This is a genomic window from Achromobacter sp. ACM04 (assembly GCF_014851465.1).
Classification (GTDB): Bacteria; Pseudomonadota; Gammaproteobacteria; order Burkholderiales; family Burkholderiaceae_B; genus Achromobacter; species Achromobacter aegrifaciens.
In genome coordinates this window covers 1,122,192-1,139,227 of sequence record NZ_JACUZS010000003.1, presented here as the reverse complement: position 1 = coordinate 1,139,227, position 17,036 = coordinate 1,122,192, and the positions used below count along the sequence as shown (strand labels likewise).

Annotated in this window: 17 protein-coding genes; 4 read left to right on the top strand and 13 right to left on the bottom strand. The window is 67.1% G+C overall.

Going from position 1 to position 17,036, the window contains the following annotated elements:
- Positions 1-2: 2 nt before the first annotated feature.
- From IB259_RS21620 to IB259_RS21585, 8 genes are all read right to left on the bottom strand, one after another.
- Positions 3-986, bottom strand: a complete 984-nt coding sequence (locus IB259_RS21620; RefSeq protein WP_175162645.1) for an ABC transporter ATP-binding protein — start codon at positions 984-986, stop codon at positions 3-5.
- A complete protein-coding gene (locus IB259_RS21615) occupies positions 976-2,010 on the bottom strand; it encodes an ABC transporter ATP-binding protein (RefSeq protein ID WP_192330073.1) in 1,035 nt (344 codons plus the stop codon). The genes IB259_RS21620 and IB259_RS21615 overlap by 11 nt, the downstream gene beginning before the upstream one ends.
- Complete coding sequence (locus IB259_RS21610) at positions 2,007-3,494, bottom strand: amidohydrolase family protein (protein WP_054451144.1); 1,488 nt, start codon at positions 3,492-3,494, stop codon at positions 2,007-2,009. The genes IB259_RS21615 and IB259_RS21610 overlap by 4 nt, the downstream gene beginning before the upstream one ends.
- On the bottom strand, positions 3,494-4,687 hold the full coding sequence (locus IB259_RS21605) for an amidohydrolase family protein (protein ID WP_054451143.1): 1,194 nt from the start codon (positions 4,685-4,687) through the stop codon (positions 3,494-3,496). Before IB259_RS21605 ends, IB259_RS21610 begins: the two co-directional genes overlap by 1 nt.
- A 24-nt stretch (positions 4,688-4,711) precedes the next feature.
- Positions 4,712-5,653, bottom strand: a complete 942-nt coding sequence (locus IB259_RS21600) for an ABC transporter permease (protein WP_054451142.1) — start codon at positions 5,651-5,653, stop codon at positions 4,712-4,714.
- Positions 5,643-6,635 (bottom strand): ABC transporter permease, encoded by a 993-nt coding sequence (locus IB259_RS21595; protein WP_054451141.1) that lies wholly within the window; start codon positions 6,633-6,635, stop codon positions 5,643-5,645. The genes IB259_RS21600 and IB259_RS21595 overlap by 11 nt, the downstream gene beginning before the upstream one ends.
- Positions 6,636-6,697: 62 nt before the next feature.
- Complete coding sequence (locus IB259_RS21590) at positions 6,698-8,275, bottom strand: ABC transporter substrate-binding protein (protein WP_119450508.1); 1,578 nt, start codon at positions 8,273-8,275, stop codon at positions 6,698-6,700.
- 74 nt (positions 8,276-8,349) lie between these two features.
- Complete coding sequence (locus IB259_RS21585) at positions 8,350-9,105, bottom strand: aspartate/glutamate racemase family protein (RefSeq protein ID WP_192330071.1); 756 nt, start codon at positions 9,103-9,105, stop codon at positions 8,350-8,352.
- A 249-nt stretch (positions 9,106-9,354) separates the two neighbouring features.
- Between IB259_RS21585 and IB259_RS21580 the strand changes: the two genes are divergently transcribed.
- Positions 9,355-10,074, top strand: a complete 720-nt coding sequence (locus IB259_RS21580; protein ID WP_054451138.1) for a GntR family transcriptional regulator — start codon at positions 9,355-9,357, stop codon at positions 10,072-10,074.
- A gap of 61 nt (positions 10,075-10,135) precedes the next feature.
- Here the strand turns inward: IB259_RS21580 and IB259_RS21575 are convergent, their stop codons facing one another.
- Positions 10,136-10,426 (bottom strand): DUF3579 domain-containing protein, encoded by a 291-nt coding sequence (locus IB259_RS21575; protein WP_013392635.1) that lies wholly within the window; start codon positions 10,424-10,426, stop codon positions 10,136-10,138.
- Between the two features lie 219 nt (positions 10,427-10,645).
- Here IB259_RS21575 and IB259_RS21570 point away from each other — a divergent pair, with 219 nt between their 5' ends.
- Positions 10,646-11,827 carry an aspartate aminotransferase family protein gene (locus IB259_RS21570; RefSeq protein ID WP_192330069.1) on the top strand — a complete coding sequence of 394 codons (1,182 nt, stop codon included), beginning with the start codon at positions 10,646-10,648 and terminating at the stop codon, positions 11,825-11,827.
- Positions 11,828-11,885: 58 nt separating this feature from the next.
- On the top strand, positions 11,886-12,827 hold the full coding sequence (gene argF, locus IB259_RS21565; RefSeq protein WP_054451338.1) for an ornithine carbamoyltransferase: 942 nt from the start codon (positions 11,886-11,888) through the stop codon (positions 12,825-12,827).
- 107 nt (positions 12,828-12,934) lie between these two features.
- Here argF and IB259_RS21560 read toward each other — a convergent pair whose 3' ends face one another.
- From IB259_RS21560 to IB259_RS21545, 4 genes are all read right to left on the bottom strand, one after another.
- Positions 12,935-13,498 carry a DUF4286 family protein gene (locus IB259_RS21560; RefSeq protein ID WP_054451136.1) on the bottom strand — a complete coding sequence of 188 codons (564 nt, stop codon included), beginning with the start codon at positions 13,496-13,498 and terminating at the stop codon, positions 12,935-12,937.
- A gap of 11 nt (positions 13,499-13,509) precedes the next feature.
- A complete protein-coding gene (locus IB259_RS21555) occupies positions 13,510-14,040 on the bottom strand; it encodes a carboxymuconolactone decarboxylase family protein (protein ID WP_054451135.1) in 531 nt (176 codons plus the stop codon).
- A gap of 2 nt (positions 14,041-14,042) precedes the next feature.
- The gene (locus tag IB259_RS21550; RefSeq protein ID WP_119450511.1) at positions 14,043-14,996 is read right to left on the bottom strand and encodes a tripartite tricarboxylate transporter substrate binding protein; all 954 of its coding nucleotides are present in this window, start codon (positions 14,994-14,996) and stop codon (positions 14,043-14,045) included.
- Between the two features lie 70 nt (positions 14,997-15,066).
- Complete coding sequence (locus IB259_RS21545) at positions 15,067-15,933, bottom strand: amidohydrolase (RefSeq protein ID WP_175162637.1); 867 nt, start codon at positions 15,931-15,933, stop codon at positions 15,067-15,069.
- A 97-nt stretch (positions 15,934-16,030) separates the two neighbouring features.
- Between IB259_RS21545 and IB259_RS21540 the strand changes: the two genes are divergently transcribed.
- On the top strand, positions 16,031-16,957 hold the full coding sequence (locus tag IB259_RS21540; RefSeq protein WP_175181686.1) for a LysR family transcriptional regulator: 927 nt from the start codon (positions 16,031-16,033) through the stop codon (positions 16,955-16,957).
- Positions 16,958-17,036: the final 79 nt, after the last annotated feature.

Here is a 17,036-nt window from a genome sequence, read left to right as displayed (position 1 = left end):
GATCACGCGGCGCGCACTACATCCCACGTCACGGCATGACACCGTAACTGCCGCCCGCCCACCCCGACAACCACAGGCGCCTCCACCTTGCACTGCTCCCGCGCCATCGAACACCGAGGATGAAACGTACACCCCGACGGCGGCAAGATGGGATTAGGCACCTCCCCCCCCATCGGCTCCCGATCCCGCCGCGGATCATCCAGGTCCGGAATCGTATCCAGCAGCATCCGCGTATACGGATGCTGTGGCGAGTCGAACAGCTGATCCGCAGGCGCCTGCTCCACGATGCGCCCCAGATACATCACCGCCACGCTGTCCGACACGTGCCGCACCACCGACAGGTTGTGGCTGATGAACACATAAGTCAGCCCGAACTCCTTCTGCAGATCCCCCATCAGGTTCAGGATCTGCGCCTGCACCGACACATCCAACGCCGAGGTCGGTTCATCGCACACCAGGAATTCCGCCTCCGTCGCCAGCGCCCGCGCGATCGAAATCCGCTGGCGCTGGCCGCCCGAAAACTCGTGCGGAAAGCGGCCGGCGTCGCTGGCGGACAGGCCAACCAGTTCCAGCAGCTCGTCCACCCTCCGTCGCGTTTCCGCCGGCGTGGCTCGCAAGCCCAGCGTCGTGATCGGTTCGGCCACGATATTGCCCACCCGCCAGCGCGGATTCAGGCTGGCGTAGGGGTCCTGGAAGATCATCTGCGGATGCAGCACGCCGCCCTTGCGGTTGCGCCCGTAGCGCAGCGTTCCGCGCGTCGGCGCCACCAGCCCAACCAGCAGCTTCGCCAGCGTGGACTTGCCGCAGCCCGATTCGCCCACAATGCTCAAAGTTGTACCGCGCGGCACGGATAGCGACACCCCGTCCACCGCCTTCAAGGTCTGCTCGGGCTGACGCGACAACGTGCGTTCCAGCCAGGGCGGCGACACGTCGAACCAACAGGCCAGGTCATCGGCCCGCAACAACACATCATCGTTAAGCGGCATGGGCGACTCCTCCTTGATGCAGCCAGCAGGCGCTGACGGTGGCGCCGGCCGGAGATGCGGCCAGCGGCGGGCGCTGCTGGCCGCAACGCGGCCCCGCCATCGAGCAACGCGGGTGGAAAGCACAGCCGTCGGGCATGGCGTGCAGGCGCGGCATGGCGCCGTCGATCTGGTTCAGCCGGGCAGCGCGCTGGCGCAGGCCGGGAATCGCATTCATCAGGCCCTGCGTGTACGGATGGCCCGGGCGGCGCAGCACGTCCAGCACCGGTCCGATCTCGACGATGCGCCCCGCATACATCACCGCCACGCGGTCCGCGGTCTCGGCGATCACGCCCATGTCGTGCGTCACCAATAGCACCGAAGTGCCCTGCTCGCGACACAAGCGCCGCAACAGCGCCGTGATCTGCGCCTGCACCGACACGTCCAGCGCCGTGGTGGGCTCGTCGGCGATGATGAGCGCCGGCCGCGCCGCCAGGGCCAGCGCAATCACCACGCGCTGGCGCATGCCGCCGGAGAACTGATGCGGATAGTGATCGATGCGTTTGTCCGCCGCCGGGATGCCCACGGCCAGCAGCAGCTCCAGCGCCCGCTGGCGCGCAGCCTGCGCCGTCACCTTGTCATGGTGGCGGATCGTCTCGACCAACTGGTCGCCCACCGTGAACAGAGGATGCAGGCTGGTCAGCGGATCCTGGAAGATCGCGCCGATTTCCTTGCCGCGCAAACGCTGGCGCGCCTTGGGCGGCAGGTTGTCGATGCGCCTGCCCGCCAGGTGGATCTCGCCGCCGCCCAGCCGCCCGGGCGGCTCCAGCAGGCCGATCACCGCCATGCCGGTCAGCGACTTGCCGGCGCCGGATTCGCCGACCATGCCCAGGATCTCGCCCGGCTGGATGTCGAAACTGATGTCGCGTGTGGCGACCAGGACGCCGTGGCGCGTCGGGAACTCGACCGACAGGCCGCGCACCGACAGGGTCGGCGCGGTGTTGGCCGCGGCCGGCGGCTGCGTGGAGTTGGGAACGAGGGCCATCATGACGGACTCCTTGCGGGACGCGGATAGCTGGAGGAAAAAATCTGCTCGGCCGGCGGATGCCCCCAGGTGCGGTCAGGGTAGCGGGCCACCAGCCCGTCGAACTGCGTCTGCGCCTGCTCTTGCGCCAGGCGCGCATCGAAGCCGGGGATCCGCCCGTCCACCATGACGAAGCGGCCGTCGATCACGACCTGCGATACGTCGCGCCCGCTGCCGCTCACCATCAGCGTCTGGATGGGATCGATCAGCTGGCCGTTGCGGTCGTGCGAAAAATCGAACACCACGATGTCGGCCTTGGCGCCCACGGCCAGCCGGCCCAGGTCCGGACGGCCCAGGGCGTCAGCCCCGCCCACGGTGGCGGCGTCGTAGTAGTCCTCGGAGCGGACCGCCTCGGTCGAGCCGTCGGCCACCCGGCACAGCATCATGCCCACCTGCATGTTCAGGACCATGTCGGGCGGCCAGGTGTCCGTGCCCATGCCGATGTTCACGCCCAGCTTGCGGTAGCGCGCGAACGATTCCAGCGTGGCGCCATGTCGCCCCGACACCAGCGGGCAATGCACGATGCTGGCGCCGGCGTCGCGGATGATCTCCAGGTCGCGCCCGGGCCGCTCGATATGGCGCGAACCCGACACATAAGTGCCATGCGGCAGCAAAGCGCGCTCGGACAGGAAGTCCAGGCTTTGCAGCCATTCCGGCGGGCTCATGCCATGCTGCTCCAGCACCAGGTCGTACTCCAGGCGTGACTGGCAGCAATGCAGCCGGATCGGGATATTCCGCTCGCGCGCCGCCGCAGCCGATGCGCGCAACAGCGCAGGCGTGCAGGTTTCGATGCGGTCGGGCGACAGCATGGCGCGCACGCGGCCGTTGTGACGGCCTTCGATTTCGTCGCAGAAGGCCAGGGCCGCCTCCAGTCCCGCCAAGCCGCGCGCCTCGTCGTAATGACAGCGGATCGTGCCGCCGGCGTCCACATATGTATGGCCGCTGCGATAGGCCGGTCCCAGGTAGACGCGCAGGCCCAGCTCGCCGGCGGCATTGGCCGCAGACAGGAATTCATCGCGGGTCTCGCCCCACACGCGGTAGAACAGCGACGCGATCGGCAGCGCCGTCGTGATGCCGTTGCGTATCAGCTGGGCAAACGCGTAGCGCTTCTGGAATGCGAGTTCGGCCGCCGTGTACATCTCGTACGGCCCCCGCTTCATGTAGGTCTCGGGCCAGATGCGGCCCTTCTTCCAGGCGGGCGAGTTGTCGAAGCCCAGGATGGTCGTGTCCAGGTCGGACAGCGCATCCAGGTCCACGAAACCCGGGCCGATCAGCGCCCGGCCATAGTCGCGACGCTGCGCGACCTGCCCCGGGTAGCGGTGGCCGACGTAGACGATGCGGTCGCCCTCGAACACCACCTCGCCGTTCTCGTACAGGCAATGGCGGCCGTTCTCGTGGCCCACCACCCAGCGGGCGGTCAGCAGGATGGGGCCTTGCGGCGCGCTCATCACGGCGCCTCCGCCAGCGCCCGGCCGTTGCGCGCGACCACGCGCCCGCCCTTGACGACCAGCTTGCGTTGCGGGCGCGATACGATCGCTTCGGCCACCGTCTCGGCGTCCACCAGCACGAAGTCGGCGTGGCAGCCTGGCGCCAAACCGTAGTCGGACAGGCCCATGACCTGCGCATTGCCGTAGGTCGCCACGTGCAGCGCCAGATCCAGCTCGTCGTCGCGACGGAAGTTGTTGCGCAGGCCCACCAGCATGGTCCGTTCCAGCATGTCGGGCTTGCCGTAGGGACCCCAGGTATCGCGCATGCCGTCGTTGCCCGTGCAGACCGTGACGCCGGCCGCGTGCAGCTTCGCCACATTGGGCACCGGCCGCGAGGCCGAGCCCGTGGTCATGATGTGCACACCGGCCTTCAGCAAACCTTCCGTCAGGGCCTGCACCGCCTGCGTGTCGGGCATGCCCAGACAGAAGGAATGCGACAGCGTGACCTTGCCCTGCATGCCCAGCGCCAGCACCCGGTCTATGGTCATCTGCATCGAGAACGCGCCGAGTTCGCCCGCTTCGTGCAGATGGATGTCGATGGGCTTTCCATGCCTCTGTGCAAGCCCGAAGATGGCGTCCAGATGGCCCTTGGGATCGCGGTCCATGCCGGCCGGGTCCAGCCCGCCCACCACTTCCGCGCCCATGCGCAAGGCCTCGTCCATCAGTTCCAGCGTGCCCGGGCGGATCAGCAGCCCGCTCTGCGGGAACGCGACGATCTCCACGTCGATCTGGTCGCGATACTGTTCGCGTGCGCGCATCACGCCTTCGATCGCGCCCAGTCCGATGTCCGTGTCCACGTCCACATGGCTGCGGATATGGCTGGTGCCGTCGCCGATCGACATCACCAACTGGCGGGCCGACTGGCGGTACGGATCGATGCCCAGGCGCTTCTTCTCGGCGCGCTCGTTCTCGATCTTGTCGATCAGGCGCGGGCCGACCTCGTTGCGGTACCAGGGCATGCCGTACATGGTCTTGTCCAGGTGCGCGTGGGCGTCGATCAGGCCCGGCAGCATCAGCGCGCCGCCCCCGTCCACCACCGGCACGCCGGCGGGCGCCGGCCCGCCCAGCGCCTGGATGCGGCCGTCGCGCACCAACACCGAGGTCATCTCGCCGCCGGCCGGGCGGACTTGGGTATACAGCGTTGCGTTTTCCATGGTTCTACTCTTGTCGGTTTGCGTTCAGCGCAGGCGGGGGTTCAGGGCGTCGCGCAGCCAGTCGCCCAGCAGGTTCACCACCAGCACGATCAGGCTCAGGTACAGCGCGGGAAACACCACCACCCACCACTGCCCCGAAAACAGGAACTGGTTGCCCAGGCGGATCAGCGTGCCCAGCGACGGTTCGGTGGGCGGCATGCCCACGCCCAGGAAGCTGAGCGTGGCCTCGATCAGGATCGCCAGGCCCAGGTTCAGGGTGGCCGTCACCATGACCGGCGTCAGCGTGTTGGGCAGGATGTGCGTCAGCATGATGCGCAGCGAACTCACGCGGATCAGGCGCGCCGCCTGCACGTATTCCTTGCCGCGCTCCACCAGGGCCGAAGCCCGCACCGTACGCGCGTATTGCACCCAGTTGGTCATGGAGATGGCCAGGATCAGGATCACGGCCGACAACGTTTCACGCATGCCGGGCGGCAACAGCTGGCGGAATACCGCCGTCACCAAAATCGCGACCAGGATCGTCGGGATGCTCAGCAGCGTGTCACCCAGGCGCATCAGCGCGTTGTCGACCCAGCCGCCGAAATAGCCCGCCGCCAGCCCCACCAGCAGGCCGATGGCCAGCGACAGCACCACCGTGGCCAACCCGATCACCAGCGACATGCGCGAGCCGTACAGGATGGCGGACCAGACATCGCGGCCCTGCGTGTCCGTGCCCAGCAGGAACTGCGGGTCCGAGCCGGCCTCCCACACAGGCGGCAGCTCCGCGTTCAACAGGTCCAGTTGCGCCAGGTCGTAGGGATTCTGCGGCGCGATCCAGGGCGCGAACACGGCCAGCAGCACCACCGCCAGCAGCACGATGCCCGCGCCCATGGCCACATAGTCCTGCCTCAAACTCCACCAGAGGTCGCTCTGCAGGAAGCGGGCAAGCCGGCCCTGCCCCGTTGCGGAAAATGGCTTAGTGAGCATTGGCGCCTCCCTTGACGTGCTGGCTGCGCAGGCGCGGGTCGACCACGCCGTACATCATGTCCACCAGCGTGTTCAGCGCCACGAAAATGAAGGACACGATCACCAGATAGGCGGCCATGACGGGGATGTCCACGAACATGACCGATTGGATGAACAGCAGCCCCATGCCGGGCCACTGGAAGACCGTTTCGGTAATCAGCGCGAAGGCGATCAGGTTGCCGATCTGCATGCCGGTCACGGTGATCACCGGCATCAGGCAGTTGCGCAGGGCCAGCCGGAAATGCACGATGCGATCCGGCAGGCCGCGCGCGCGGGCGAACTTGATGAACTCGGTGCGCAGCGTCTCCAGCATCTCGGCCCGCACCAGGCGCATGATGAGCGTGATCTGGAACAGCGCCAACGTGATGGACGGCAGCACCAGCGCGGCGCGGCCCGAGGGCGTGAGCAGGCCGGTGGTCCACCAGCCGATCTTCACCGTGTCGCCGCGCCCAAAGCCCGGCAGCCAGCCCAGCTGCACCGAGAAGATCAGGATCAGCATGATCCCGACCACGAAGCTGGGCAGCGATATGCCCAGGATGGAAACGAACTGCAGCGCCTGCGCCAGGCGCGACTTGCGGTAGATGGCGGTCAGCACGCCCAGCGGCACGCCGATGACCAGCGACAGCAGGGTCGCCATCAGGACCAGTTCGAACGTGGCGGGAAAGCGTTCGGCCACCAGCGCAAATACGTCCTGCTGGTTGCGGTAGGAAATGCCGAACTCGCCCTGCGCCGCGTTGGTCACGAAGTGCACGAACTGCATGCCCACCGAGGCGTTCAGACCCAGGCGTTCGCGCAATTCATCGCGCTGCGTCTGCGAGGCCTGCTCGTTGAGCATCATGTCGACGGGGTCGCCGACGAACCGGAAAATCACGAAGGCCATCAGCGCCACCGCCAGCATGACGCCGACCGCGTTGAAGACCCGTCTAACTATGAATGCCAGCATGTGCGGCTCCCCTTCAGACCCTAGTCATACGCAGGACCGCCGGCGGGCGGCGGTCCGCGGCGTTACTGCATGCGCACGGTCCACAGGCGCGCCTTGTTGTCCGGCATCTGCAGCACCTCGCCCACGTTCTTGCCCACGGCCCAGGCCATCGGCTGCTGGTGCAGCGGCAGGAAGCGCGCGTCGTCATGCAGCGTCTGCAGCACGTCGGCCATCATCTGCACCCGCTTGGGACGGTCCATCTCGGCCGCGGCCGCGTCGATCCTGGCGTCCAGCGCCGGATCGCCCCACTGGCCCCAGTTGAAGACGCCGGCCGGGCCGCTGCGGCTATGCATCACCTGCAAAAGGATGGACAGCGCGTCGATCTGCGGCTCGTTGGCCCAGCCGTGGATGGTGATGTCGAACTCGCCGCGCGAACGCTTGGGGTTCTGCAGGGAACGCGGCCCGCTGGCCAGCGAGGCCTTCACGCCGATGCGCGCCCACATGGAGGCGGCGGCCTGGCAGATTTCCTCCTCGTTGACGAACATGTCGTTCGAACAGAGCAACGACACCGTGAAGCCGTCCGGGTAGCCGGCCTCGGCCAGCAGCTTCTTGGCGCGCGCGGCGTCGAACGGCAGGCGCTCTTCCTGCTTGGGCTCGTAGCCCGGGATGGACGGCGCCACCAGTGCGCCCGTGGTGCGCGACAGGCCGCGCATCACGCGTTTCTGGATCAGCTCCGGCGACAGCGCCATGTACAGCGCCTGGCGCACCTTCAGGTCCTTCAGCGGATTCTTGTCGGTGATGTTGGAGCCGACCAGCTTGTCGCCCAGATTGAAGCCAAAGTACAAGGTGCGCAGCTCGGTCGAGGCCAGCACCTTGACGTTGGACGCCGCGCGCAGCCGGTCCAGGTCCTGCAGCGGCGCGTTCTCGGTGAAGTTGATATCGCCCGACAGCAGCGCCGCGACCCGCGTGGGCGCGGACGCAATGGGCGTGAATTCGATGCGGTCCAGGTTGTGGCGCGGCTTGTCCCACCAGGCGGGATTGACCACCAGCACGGTGCGCGTGTCCGGGCGGTACGACTCCACCTTGAAGGGGCCGGTGCCGTTGGCGTTATGCGTGGCATAGCCTTCGATCTTCTTGGCGGCGTCGGTGGGCTTCAGGCTGTTGTTGTCCACCAGCCATTGGCGGTTGAAGATGAAGATGTTGGTCAGGTCGTTGAGCATCAGCGGATACGGATGCGTCATTTCGATGTCGACGGTGTAGTCATCGACCTTGCGCACCGCCTTGAAGGCCGGCAGGTTGCCCTTCAGGGGCGAGGCTTCGTCCGAAACCCGCGTCATCGACGCCACCACATCGTCCGCCGAGAACGGCGCGCCATTGTGGAACTTCACCCCCTTGCGCAAATGAAAGCGCAGCACCGTGGGCGACGGCGTCTCCCAGGACTCCGCCAGCGCGGGCGTGATGTTGAACTTGTCGTCATAGCGGATCAGCGCTTCATACACATGGTTCAGGAACGCCAGGTTGAAGGTGCTGCCGTAGGAATACGGATCCAGCGAATCCAGGTCCCGGGCCGCGCCCCACTTCAGCGTGTTGGCGGCGCTGGCCCCCGTGATGGCCGACAGCGCGATCACGGCGCCCGCGGTCCACTTGAGCAAAGTCTTCATGGCTGCAACTCTCCCTTGTGTATCGGTCTGAACTCGCCGGGGTCGGGCCCGGCGCGGTGGGTAAGGCGAAAAGACTAGGAATGCGCGCCCGGACGGATCAGCGACAACCGCTGCGCGCGCTCCAGGGACGCCAACGCCAGCACCTGGGCCAGGGCGGCGCGATAGGAATCGATGATGGGCACGGCCGGCAGGCGCGGCAGGCTGGGCAGGTAGCCGGCCAGCGCGGCGCCCGCCACGATCACCACGTCCGCCCCCTGCGCCACTGCGGCGTCCAGCGCACGGCTGACGTGCAAGGCCGACTCGGCCGAACGCGACACGTAGTCCAGGGCATTGCCCGGCAGGGCCAGGATGCCGGCGCAGCGGGACTCCAGCCCCAACTGGCGGATCTGTTCGCGCAGCATGCCGGGCCAGCGCTGGCCCACCGTCACGATGGCGTAGCGGTCGCCGCGCTGCATGGCGCTCAGGATGGAGGCCTCGGCCATGCCCACCACGGGCACGTCCAGGCGTTCGCGCACCGCGCCGATGCCGGGTTCGCCAAAACAGGCCAGCAGGCAGGCGTCGAATCCGCCGTCAGGCGCCTCGCCTGTCGCGCGCTCCACGACGTCCAGCACGGCATGGGCGGCAACGGCCGCCTCCGCGCGGCTGGCGATGTAGGCGGGGCCGAACCCGGCGGTGACCGCATGGATGCGGACCATGTCCCCGTAAAAGGCCTCGGCCTGGCTGGCCAGGCTGCTCGTCAGTTCGGACGTGGTGTTGCCATTGACCACCAGCAGGCGGTAAGGCGCGGAAAGGGACGGCTCGGTTGCGGCGGCCTGCGGTACAGCGGACATGGATCAGCCTTTGTGAATTTGTATACAAACAATCGAATCATTAAAGAATAATCAGATCTGTTTTGTATAAAAATTTGTATACGATTTATGTCGCCAATGTACTCCGCACAATCTCGCAGACAAGCTATCGCTAACCCTTAGCCCCGGGTGTAGTATGCTTTCCAGCACACAGAAAAATGCGCGCCGGCAGCGCCTGCCGCACCATTCCAACACCCAGAAAAGCGCGCAGGCATAGGAGCCAACAAGAAGATGAAGTCCCTCGCGCCGGCGGCCGACGAGTCTGCCAAGAAAGACATCAGCCGCAACGAAATCGTATACAAAAATTTGCGCAGAGCCATCATCGAGCAGGCTCTGCTGCCCGGCGACAAGCTGCCCGAGGACATCATCGGCGAACGTTTCGGCGTCAGCCGGACCATCGTCCGCAGCGTCCTGACGCGCCTGTTCAGCGAAGGATTGGTGGATTTGCGGCCGAACCGCGGCGCCGCGGTGGCCCGCCCCAGCCTGGAAGAAGCGCACGACATCTTCGAGGCGCGCCGCTGCCTGGAACGCGACGTGGCGCGCCGGCTGTTGCAGCACATCACCGAGGCTGGACTGGCCAGGTTGGAACAGCACGTGGCACAGGAGGAGGAAGCCCGCAAGCGCAACAGCGCCAACGAGTCCATCCGGCTGTCAGGCGAGTTCCATATCCTGATGGCGGAGCTGTCGGGCAATGCGGTGTATGCGCGCTACGTGAACGAGATCGTGTCGCGCTGCTCGCTGATCCTGGCGCTTTACGGCCGGCCGCACTCGAGCGAATGCGCGGTCAGCGAGCACATGGAGATCGTGGCGGGCCTGCGCGCGCGCGACGAGAAGCACGTGCTGCATCTGCTGGAGCACCACCTGGAATCGGTGACCGCGCGCGCGCTGCTGACCGCGGACGGCCAGGGCGTGCGCGATATCCGCAAGATCCTGGACCGCTACGGCACCTAGGGGCGTGCGGCGTCCCCCAACGAAAAAGCGCCCGGTGAGGGCGCTTTTTTGGTTGGGGAGGCTAGATTTCGCGCTCTTCCGTCTTGAGGTTATTGTCGCGAGCGAAATCCACCACGAACTTGTACGCCAGCGGTTCCAGATCGCGCAAACGCAGATCGACCACGATCCCGCGCACGCCGTCGATCACGACGGGCAGCACATAGGGCGAATAGGTGAGGTGGTTACCGGCACAGCCGGCGGGCCGGAATTGTGCCATTACGCCGGCGAGCCGTTCCGCCCAATCGCTGGGGCGAAAGCGGCTACCGCTTTCGGTAACGCCATGAATTACGAATTGTCTGACGCGAGTTGCCATGAGTTCTTCACTACAGCGCGCCCTTCACGAAAGCCGGATCTTCGGCGTGATCAAACATGCGCCCTGCGCCGCGAATTGTATATGATTGATCCTTTGCCCTCTTTCAAAAAGCGATTCGCCTGGGAAAACGAGCTGCCGGCGCTGCCAAACCCGGCGGCATCCCACGGGGACTCCGGCTGAGTCCCGGCGCAATCCGCTTCATCCACGGGAGGATCCGCGATGACTTCGCCTCTGGCCAATATCTACGCCCGGCTGCCGGTATCGTTCACGCACGGCCAGGGCGTCTGGCTGTGGGACGCCGAAGGCCGCAAGTACCTGGACGCGCTGGCCGGCATCGGCGTGTCCTGCCTGGGCCACGCCCATCCGAAACTGGTGGCCGCCATCAGCGAGCAGGCCGCCCGCGTCATCCATACCTCGAACATCTACGAAGTGCCGCAGCAGACTGCGTTGGCCACTCGTCTGACGCAACTGTCGGGCATGCAGGAGGTCGCATTCAACAACAGCGGCTCCGAGGCCAACGAAGCCGCGATCAAGCTGGCGCGCTATTACGCGTACCAGCGCGGCAACAAGCACGCCCACATCATCACGATGGATTCGTCCTGGCATGGCCGCACGCTGGCCACGCTGGCGGCCACGGGCAGCGAAAAGGCGCGCAAGGGCTTCGAGCCCCTGCCCTCGGGCTTCATCCAGGTGCCCTACAACAGCGTGGACGCGGTGCGCGCCGCCGGCGACGCCGAGCCGCGCGTGGCCGCGGTGCTGCTGGAAGTGCTGCAGGGCGAAGGCGGGATCCGCCCCTCCGACATCGCCTATCTGCAGGAAGTGCGCCGGCTGTGCACCGAGCGCGGCTGGCTGCTGATGATCGACGAAGTCCAGTCCGGCATCGGCCGCACCGGCAAATGGTTCGCCCACCAGTGGGCCGATATCGCCCCCGACGTCATGACGCTGGCCAAGGGCCTGGCGGGCGGCGTGCCCATCGGCGCCATGCTGGCCGCCGGCCCGGCCGCGGGCGTATTCACGCCAGGCAGTCATGGCACCACCTTCGGCGGCGGCCCGCTGGTCTGTGCGGCCGGGCTGGCCGTGCTGGATGCGCTGGAATCCGAAAACCTGCTCGCCAACGCCCACGATGTAGGCAATCACCTGAAAGCCGCCCTGGCCGATGCGCTGGCCGGCGTCGCGGGCGTCACCGACATCCGCGGCCGCGGCCTGATGCTGGGCATCGAGCTGGCGCGCCCCTGCGGCGTGCTGGCCCTGCGCGCCATGCAGGCCGGCCTGCTCATCAACGTCACGCGCGACCGCGTGATCCGCATGCTGCCGCCACTGATCCTCAACCGCGACGAAGCCGACCGCATCGTCGCCATCCTGGTTCCGCTCATCCAGGAATTCCTGGCCGAAACACCATAAAATCAACGTCCCGCCCGGGCCATGAGCCTGGCCGGGCCCCATGACCTGCGACATCACCATGACACCTCCCACGACTCAAAACGGCCCGCTGCGGCACTTCCTGCAGTTCAAGGACTTCTCGTCCGCCGAGATCGCCTACGTGCTGGACCGCGCGCGCCTGATCAAGGACAAGTTCAAACGCTACGAACCCCACATGCCGCTGCATGACCGCACGCTGGCAATGGTGTTTGAAAAGGCCAGCACGCGCACCCGCGTGTCGTTCGAGGCCGGCATGTACCAGATGGGAGGTTCGGTCATCAACCTGACCTCCAACGATTCGCAGCTGGGCCGCTCCGAGCCCATCGAAGACACCGCGCGCGTCATCTCGCGCATGGTCGACATCGTCATGATCCGCACGTTCGAGCAGACCCGCATCGAGCGCTTCGCCTCGCACTCGCGCGTGCCGGTGATCAACGGCCTGACCAACGAATTCCATCCCTGCCAGATCCTGGCGGACATCTTCACCTACATCGAGCACCGCGGCCCCATCGCCGGCAAGACGGTGGCCTGGGTGGGCGACGCCAACAACATGGCCTACACCTGGCTGCAAGCCGCGGAAATGCTGGGCTTCACGCTGCACGTGTCCACCCCGGCCGGGTACGAGCTCGAAGCCTCGCGCATCGGCACGCCGCCCGCCACGGTGCTGCGCCAGTTCAAGGATCCCATGGAAGCCTGCAAGGGCGCGCACCTGGTCACCACCGACGTCTGGACCAGCATGGGCTATGAAGCCGAAAACGAAGAGCGCCGCGCCGCTTTCGCCGACTGGTGCGTGGACGCCGAAATGATGGCCGCCGCCGATCCCCAGGCCGTGTTCATGCACTGCCTGCCCGCTCACCGCGGCGAAGAAGTCACCGGCGAAGTCATCGACGGCCCGCAAAGCGTGGTCTGGGACGAAGCCGAAAACCGCCTGCACGTGCAGAAGGCGCTGATGGAATTCCTGCTGCTGGGCCAGATCAAGTAACACCGCCCCCAGACGGAAAAGCCTGCGCATCTTGCGATGCGCAGGCTTTTTTCATGGGGGCGGCAGGCCCGCATTCGAATCCGATGGATGCGGCGGACGCCGCGCAATTACAGAATCCGTTTGAACATGGTCCGGCGCGTATTGCGGAACGACGGACGCACACGGCCGCTCCAGTCGCTGGCGCGCACCGCCAGCCAGGGCGGGCTGCCAAAGGTTTCGCGCGTGTGCAGGTCGTAGCAGGCCAGGTAGCGCGGCGACTCGTCGCGGCACTCATAGCGCATGGCGCGCACCGTGCCAGGCACCGATGCCAGGCCCGGCAGGTGCTCCTGGTCGTACCAGGCATTCAGGTCGGCGTCGGCCTCGGGCAGCACGTCGGTTTCGACGATGTAATGCCACGGCGCGTCCTGCCCCGCCGAAGCGCCTGCCAGGTCCAGCGTCAGGTGCAGCACGCGGCTGTGCGCGCCCGGGAAGCTCTCGGCCAGGCGCGCCTGCGCCTCGGGCAGAGCCGCCGCCGATCCGCGCAGATAGACGTAGGTTTCGTCCTCTTCCACGGCGGCGTACGCGGCGGCGCACAAGCCTTCCAATCCCTGGGTCAAGGTCTGTTCAAGTTCGCGTGCGCGCGGCTCGTCGAAGCGCTCGCCCAGCGACACCAGCAATACGGTTTCCTGCACTCCAGTCTCCTTTAATGTCCTACGCGCAAGGCCACCAGGAAGCGCGACACCATGTTGTACGCGCCCACGGTCGCCGCCAGTTCCACCAACTGCGTGTCATCGTAGCGCGCGCGCAGCGGCGCGAACACGGCGTCCGGCACCTCGATGTCGCGCGTCATGGCGTCCGTCAACGCCAGCACTTCGGCCTCGCCGGCTTCCAGGCCTTGCAGTTCCGACGGCGCCGGACCGCCGCGCAACGCGTCCACCAGCGCCTGCGGCATGCCGGCAGCCAGCGCGTGCGGCACATGCGCCTCGAACTCGTACGGTGCGTTGTTCAAGGTCGCCACGCGCAGGATGATCAGCTCGCGCAGACGCGGCGGCACCGCCGTGTTCAGGCGGATCGCGGTCAGCATGGCTTCCCAGCCCTGGACCACGGCCGGACTGTTCAACAGCACCTGGTACAGCGGCGAGATGCGCCCCCGCGCAGCCGATATCCGCGCCTCGATCGCGGCCAGTTCCGGGCGGCTGCCCGGCGTCACCAGCCCTACTCTGCATGCGTTCATCTTCACTCCGGACGGATGTTCTTGCGCTGGATCAGCGAGGTCCACTTTTCGCGGTCGGACGCGATCAGGGCAGCCAGTTCCTGCGGGCTGCCGGGAGCGGCCTGGGCCCCGAACTTCTCCAGGCGGGCGCGCACGCTCTCCGTGTTCAGCGCGGCGCGCACGGCCTGGTTGAGCTTGTCGATCGTGGCCGGCGGCGTGGCGGCGGGCGCGACGATGCCGTACCAGTTGTTGGACTCCACGCCGGCGATGCCCTGCTCGGCCAGGGTCTTGACCTCGGGCAGCAGCGGATGGCGGGTCGGCGCGGCGATGCCCAGGGGCTTCAACTTGCCGCCCTGGATATGGCCGATCAGGCCCGGCACGTCGCCGAAGAAGCCGGACACCTGGTTGCCCATCACGTCATTGATGACCGGCGCCGCGCCCTTGTATGGCACGTGCATCACGTTCGCCTTGCTGGAATCGGCGAACATTTCCAGGGTCAGGTGGGGAATGCTGCCGATGCCCGACGAGCCGATCGCGACCGATTGCGAGGCGGCCTGCGACTTCTTGACGAAGTCCGCCGCGTCGACCGCCGGATTGGACGGATTGACCACGAACACCGTGGCGTTGTTGACCACCTTGGACACCGGCGCGAAATCGCGCACGGGGTCATACGGCAGATCCTTGTACAGCGCCGGGCTGATCGCGACCGCGCCCACGCTGGTCAGGAACAGCACCGAGCCGTCGGCGGGCGCCTTGGCCACGTAGGCCGCGGCGATGTTGCCGTTGGCGCCGGCCTTGTTCTCCACGATGACCTGCTGCTTGAGCTCCTTGCCCAATTGCTCGGCCAGCACCCGGCCGACCAGATCCACCGGCCCGCCAGGCGGGAAGGCAATGATGAGGCGCACCGGCCCATCGGCATGGGCGGATCCCAGGGCGGCCAGGCTCAGCAGGCCGGCGGACAGTATTTTCTTGAACATGGTGTCTCCTGATTGAATGGAATTTTCTTGTCGTTCGCGCGCCGCCTGATGGCGGCGGCGTTTGCCGCGCCTACTCGAATCCGTACAGCCGCGCCGGGTTGTCCACCAGGATGCGCTGGCGCAAGGCCGCATCGGGACAAGCTTCAAAAAACAGGTCGACCAGCTCGCCGTCGTCGGGCATATCGCCCGCCACGTTCGGATGCGGCCAGTCCGTGCCCCACAGGCAGCGATCGGGCAACGCCTCGGCCAGCGCGCGCACAAAGGGCAGGCCCTCCGCGAACGGCCGCTTGCCCGATGCGATGCGGTCGATGCCCGACACCTTGACCCAGGCCTGCGGCACCTGCGCCAATCCCAGCAGCGCCTGCATCGCAGGCGACGCCAAGCCATCGCCCGCCTTCAACCGCCCCATGTGGTCGACCACGAAGGGCAGCGGCAGCGCGGCCAGGCGCGGCAGCAGCTCCGGCAGCATCGCGCCGTCCAGGTGCAGGCACAGATGCCAGCCCAACGGCGCGATCAGCGCCACGACCCGGTCAAAGACAGCGGGATCCGGCGCGCCGCCCAAATGCGGCACGAAGTTGAAACGGGCCGCGCGCACGCCACCCTCATGCAATTGCCTGACGCCGGCCTCGGTGGCATCCGCTCCCAGCAGGGCCACGCCGCGATAGCGGCCGCCGCTTTGGGCCAGCGCGTCCAGCAAGGCGCGGTGGTCCGAGCCATGGCAGTTGGCCTGCACCACCACCGCGCGCTCCACACCCAGGCGACTGTGCAGCGCCGCCATGGCCTGGTAAGGCGCATCCGGCGGCGTGTACGAGCGCCCCTCGGCGTACGGAAACACGTCGGCCGGCCCGAACACGTGGCAATGCGCATCGCAGGCGCCCGGCGGCAAGGCGTGGCGGGGACGGGAGGGCGCGGCTAGCGGAGGACGGCAATCGGGCACGGGCGGGTTCCTGCGTTGAAAACGCCATGGTCCCGGATTGCCCGCCGCCCAACAATGCTATATCTTTGATTTCAGATATAGATTTTCCAAATATCCGATGGACCTCAAGCAGATCGAATACTTCCTGCGCGTGGCCGAGAGGCGCAGCTTCTCGCGCGCGGCCGAAATGCTGGACGTGGCGCAACCCACGCTCAGCCGCCAGGTCCGCCTGCTGGAACTGGAGCTCGGCCAGCATCTGCTCTACCGCAACGGCCGCGGCGCCGAACCCACCGAAGCCGGCCTGCGCTTCCTGGAGCATGCCCGCGCCCTGCTGACCCTGGCCGAACGCGCCAAGGAGGACCTGCAGACCCTGCGCGAGACGCCCACGGGCAAGGTCGTGGTCGGCCTGCCGCCCCGCATCGCGCGCGTGCTCACGCCCCCGCTGGTGCAGGCCTTCCGCCGCAGCTTCCCCGAGGCCTCCATCGCCGTTGCTGAAGGCCTCAGCGCCCAGGTGCGCGAATGGCTGCTGGCCGGCCGCGTCGACCTGGCCCTGCTCTACGACCCCGCGCCCTCGCCCCAGTTGGCCTACGAATCGCTGTTCCGCGAGGACCTGGTGCTGGTGGCCGCGGCCGGCCACCAGCCCGCGCTGCCCCCGCGCGTCACCGTGGCCCAACTGGGCGACTACCCGCTGGTGGTGCCCAGCCTGCCCAACGCCATCCGCACCCTGGTCGAAAGCGTGTGCCGCGCCCAGGGCGTGCGTCTGACCATCGCCGTCGAGGTGGACGCCGTCCAGACCATCGTCGAACTGGCCGCCCAGGGCGACGCCTACGCCATCCTGCCGCGCTCGGCCGCACGCGGCCCGGCGGCGGAACATGAGCTGTCGTTGTGCGACATCGTCGACCCGACCATCACCAATGATCTGGTGCTGGCCAGCGCCCGCCACCGCCCCGCCACCCGGCTGGCCGCCGCCACCGCGCTCCTGATCCGCCAGCTGGAGCTGCCGGCCCTGTTCGCCCCGGCGGCCCGACCGCGGCAAAAGAGTTAAAATAGCGTCCGTTTCTCTTGTTTGGCGGCTAGCAGCTGTCAAAGTCTGCTGTCCAAGTCCTGTTGGCGTCTCACTTCAA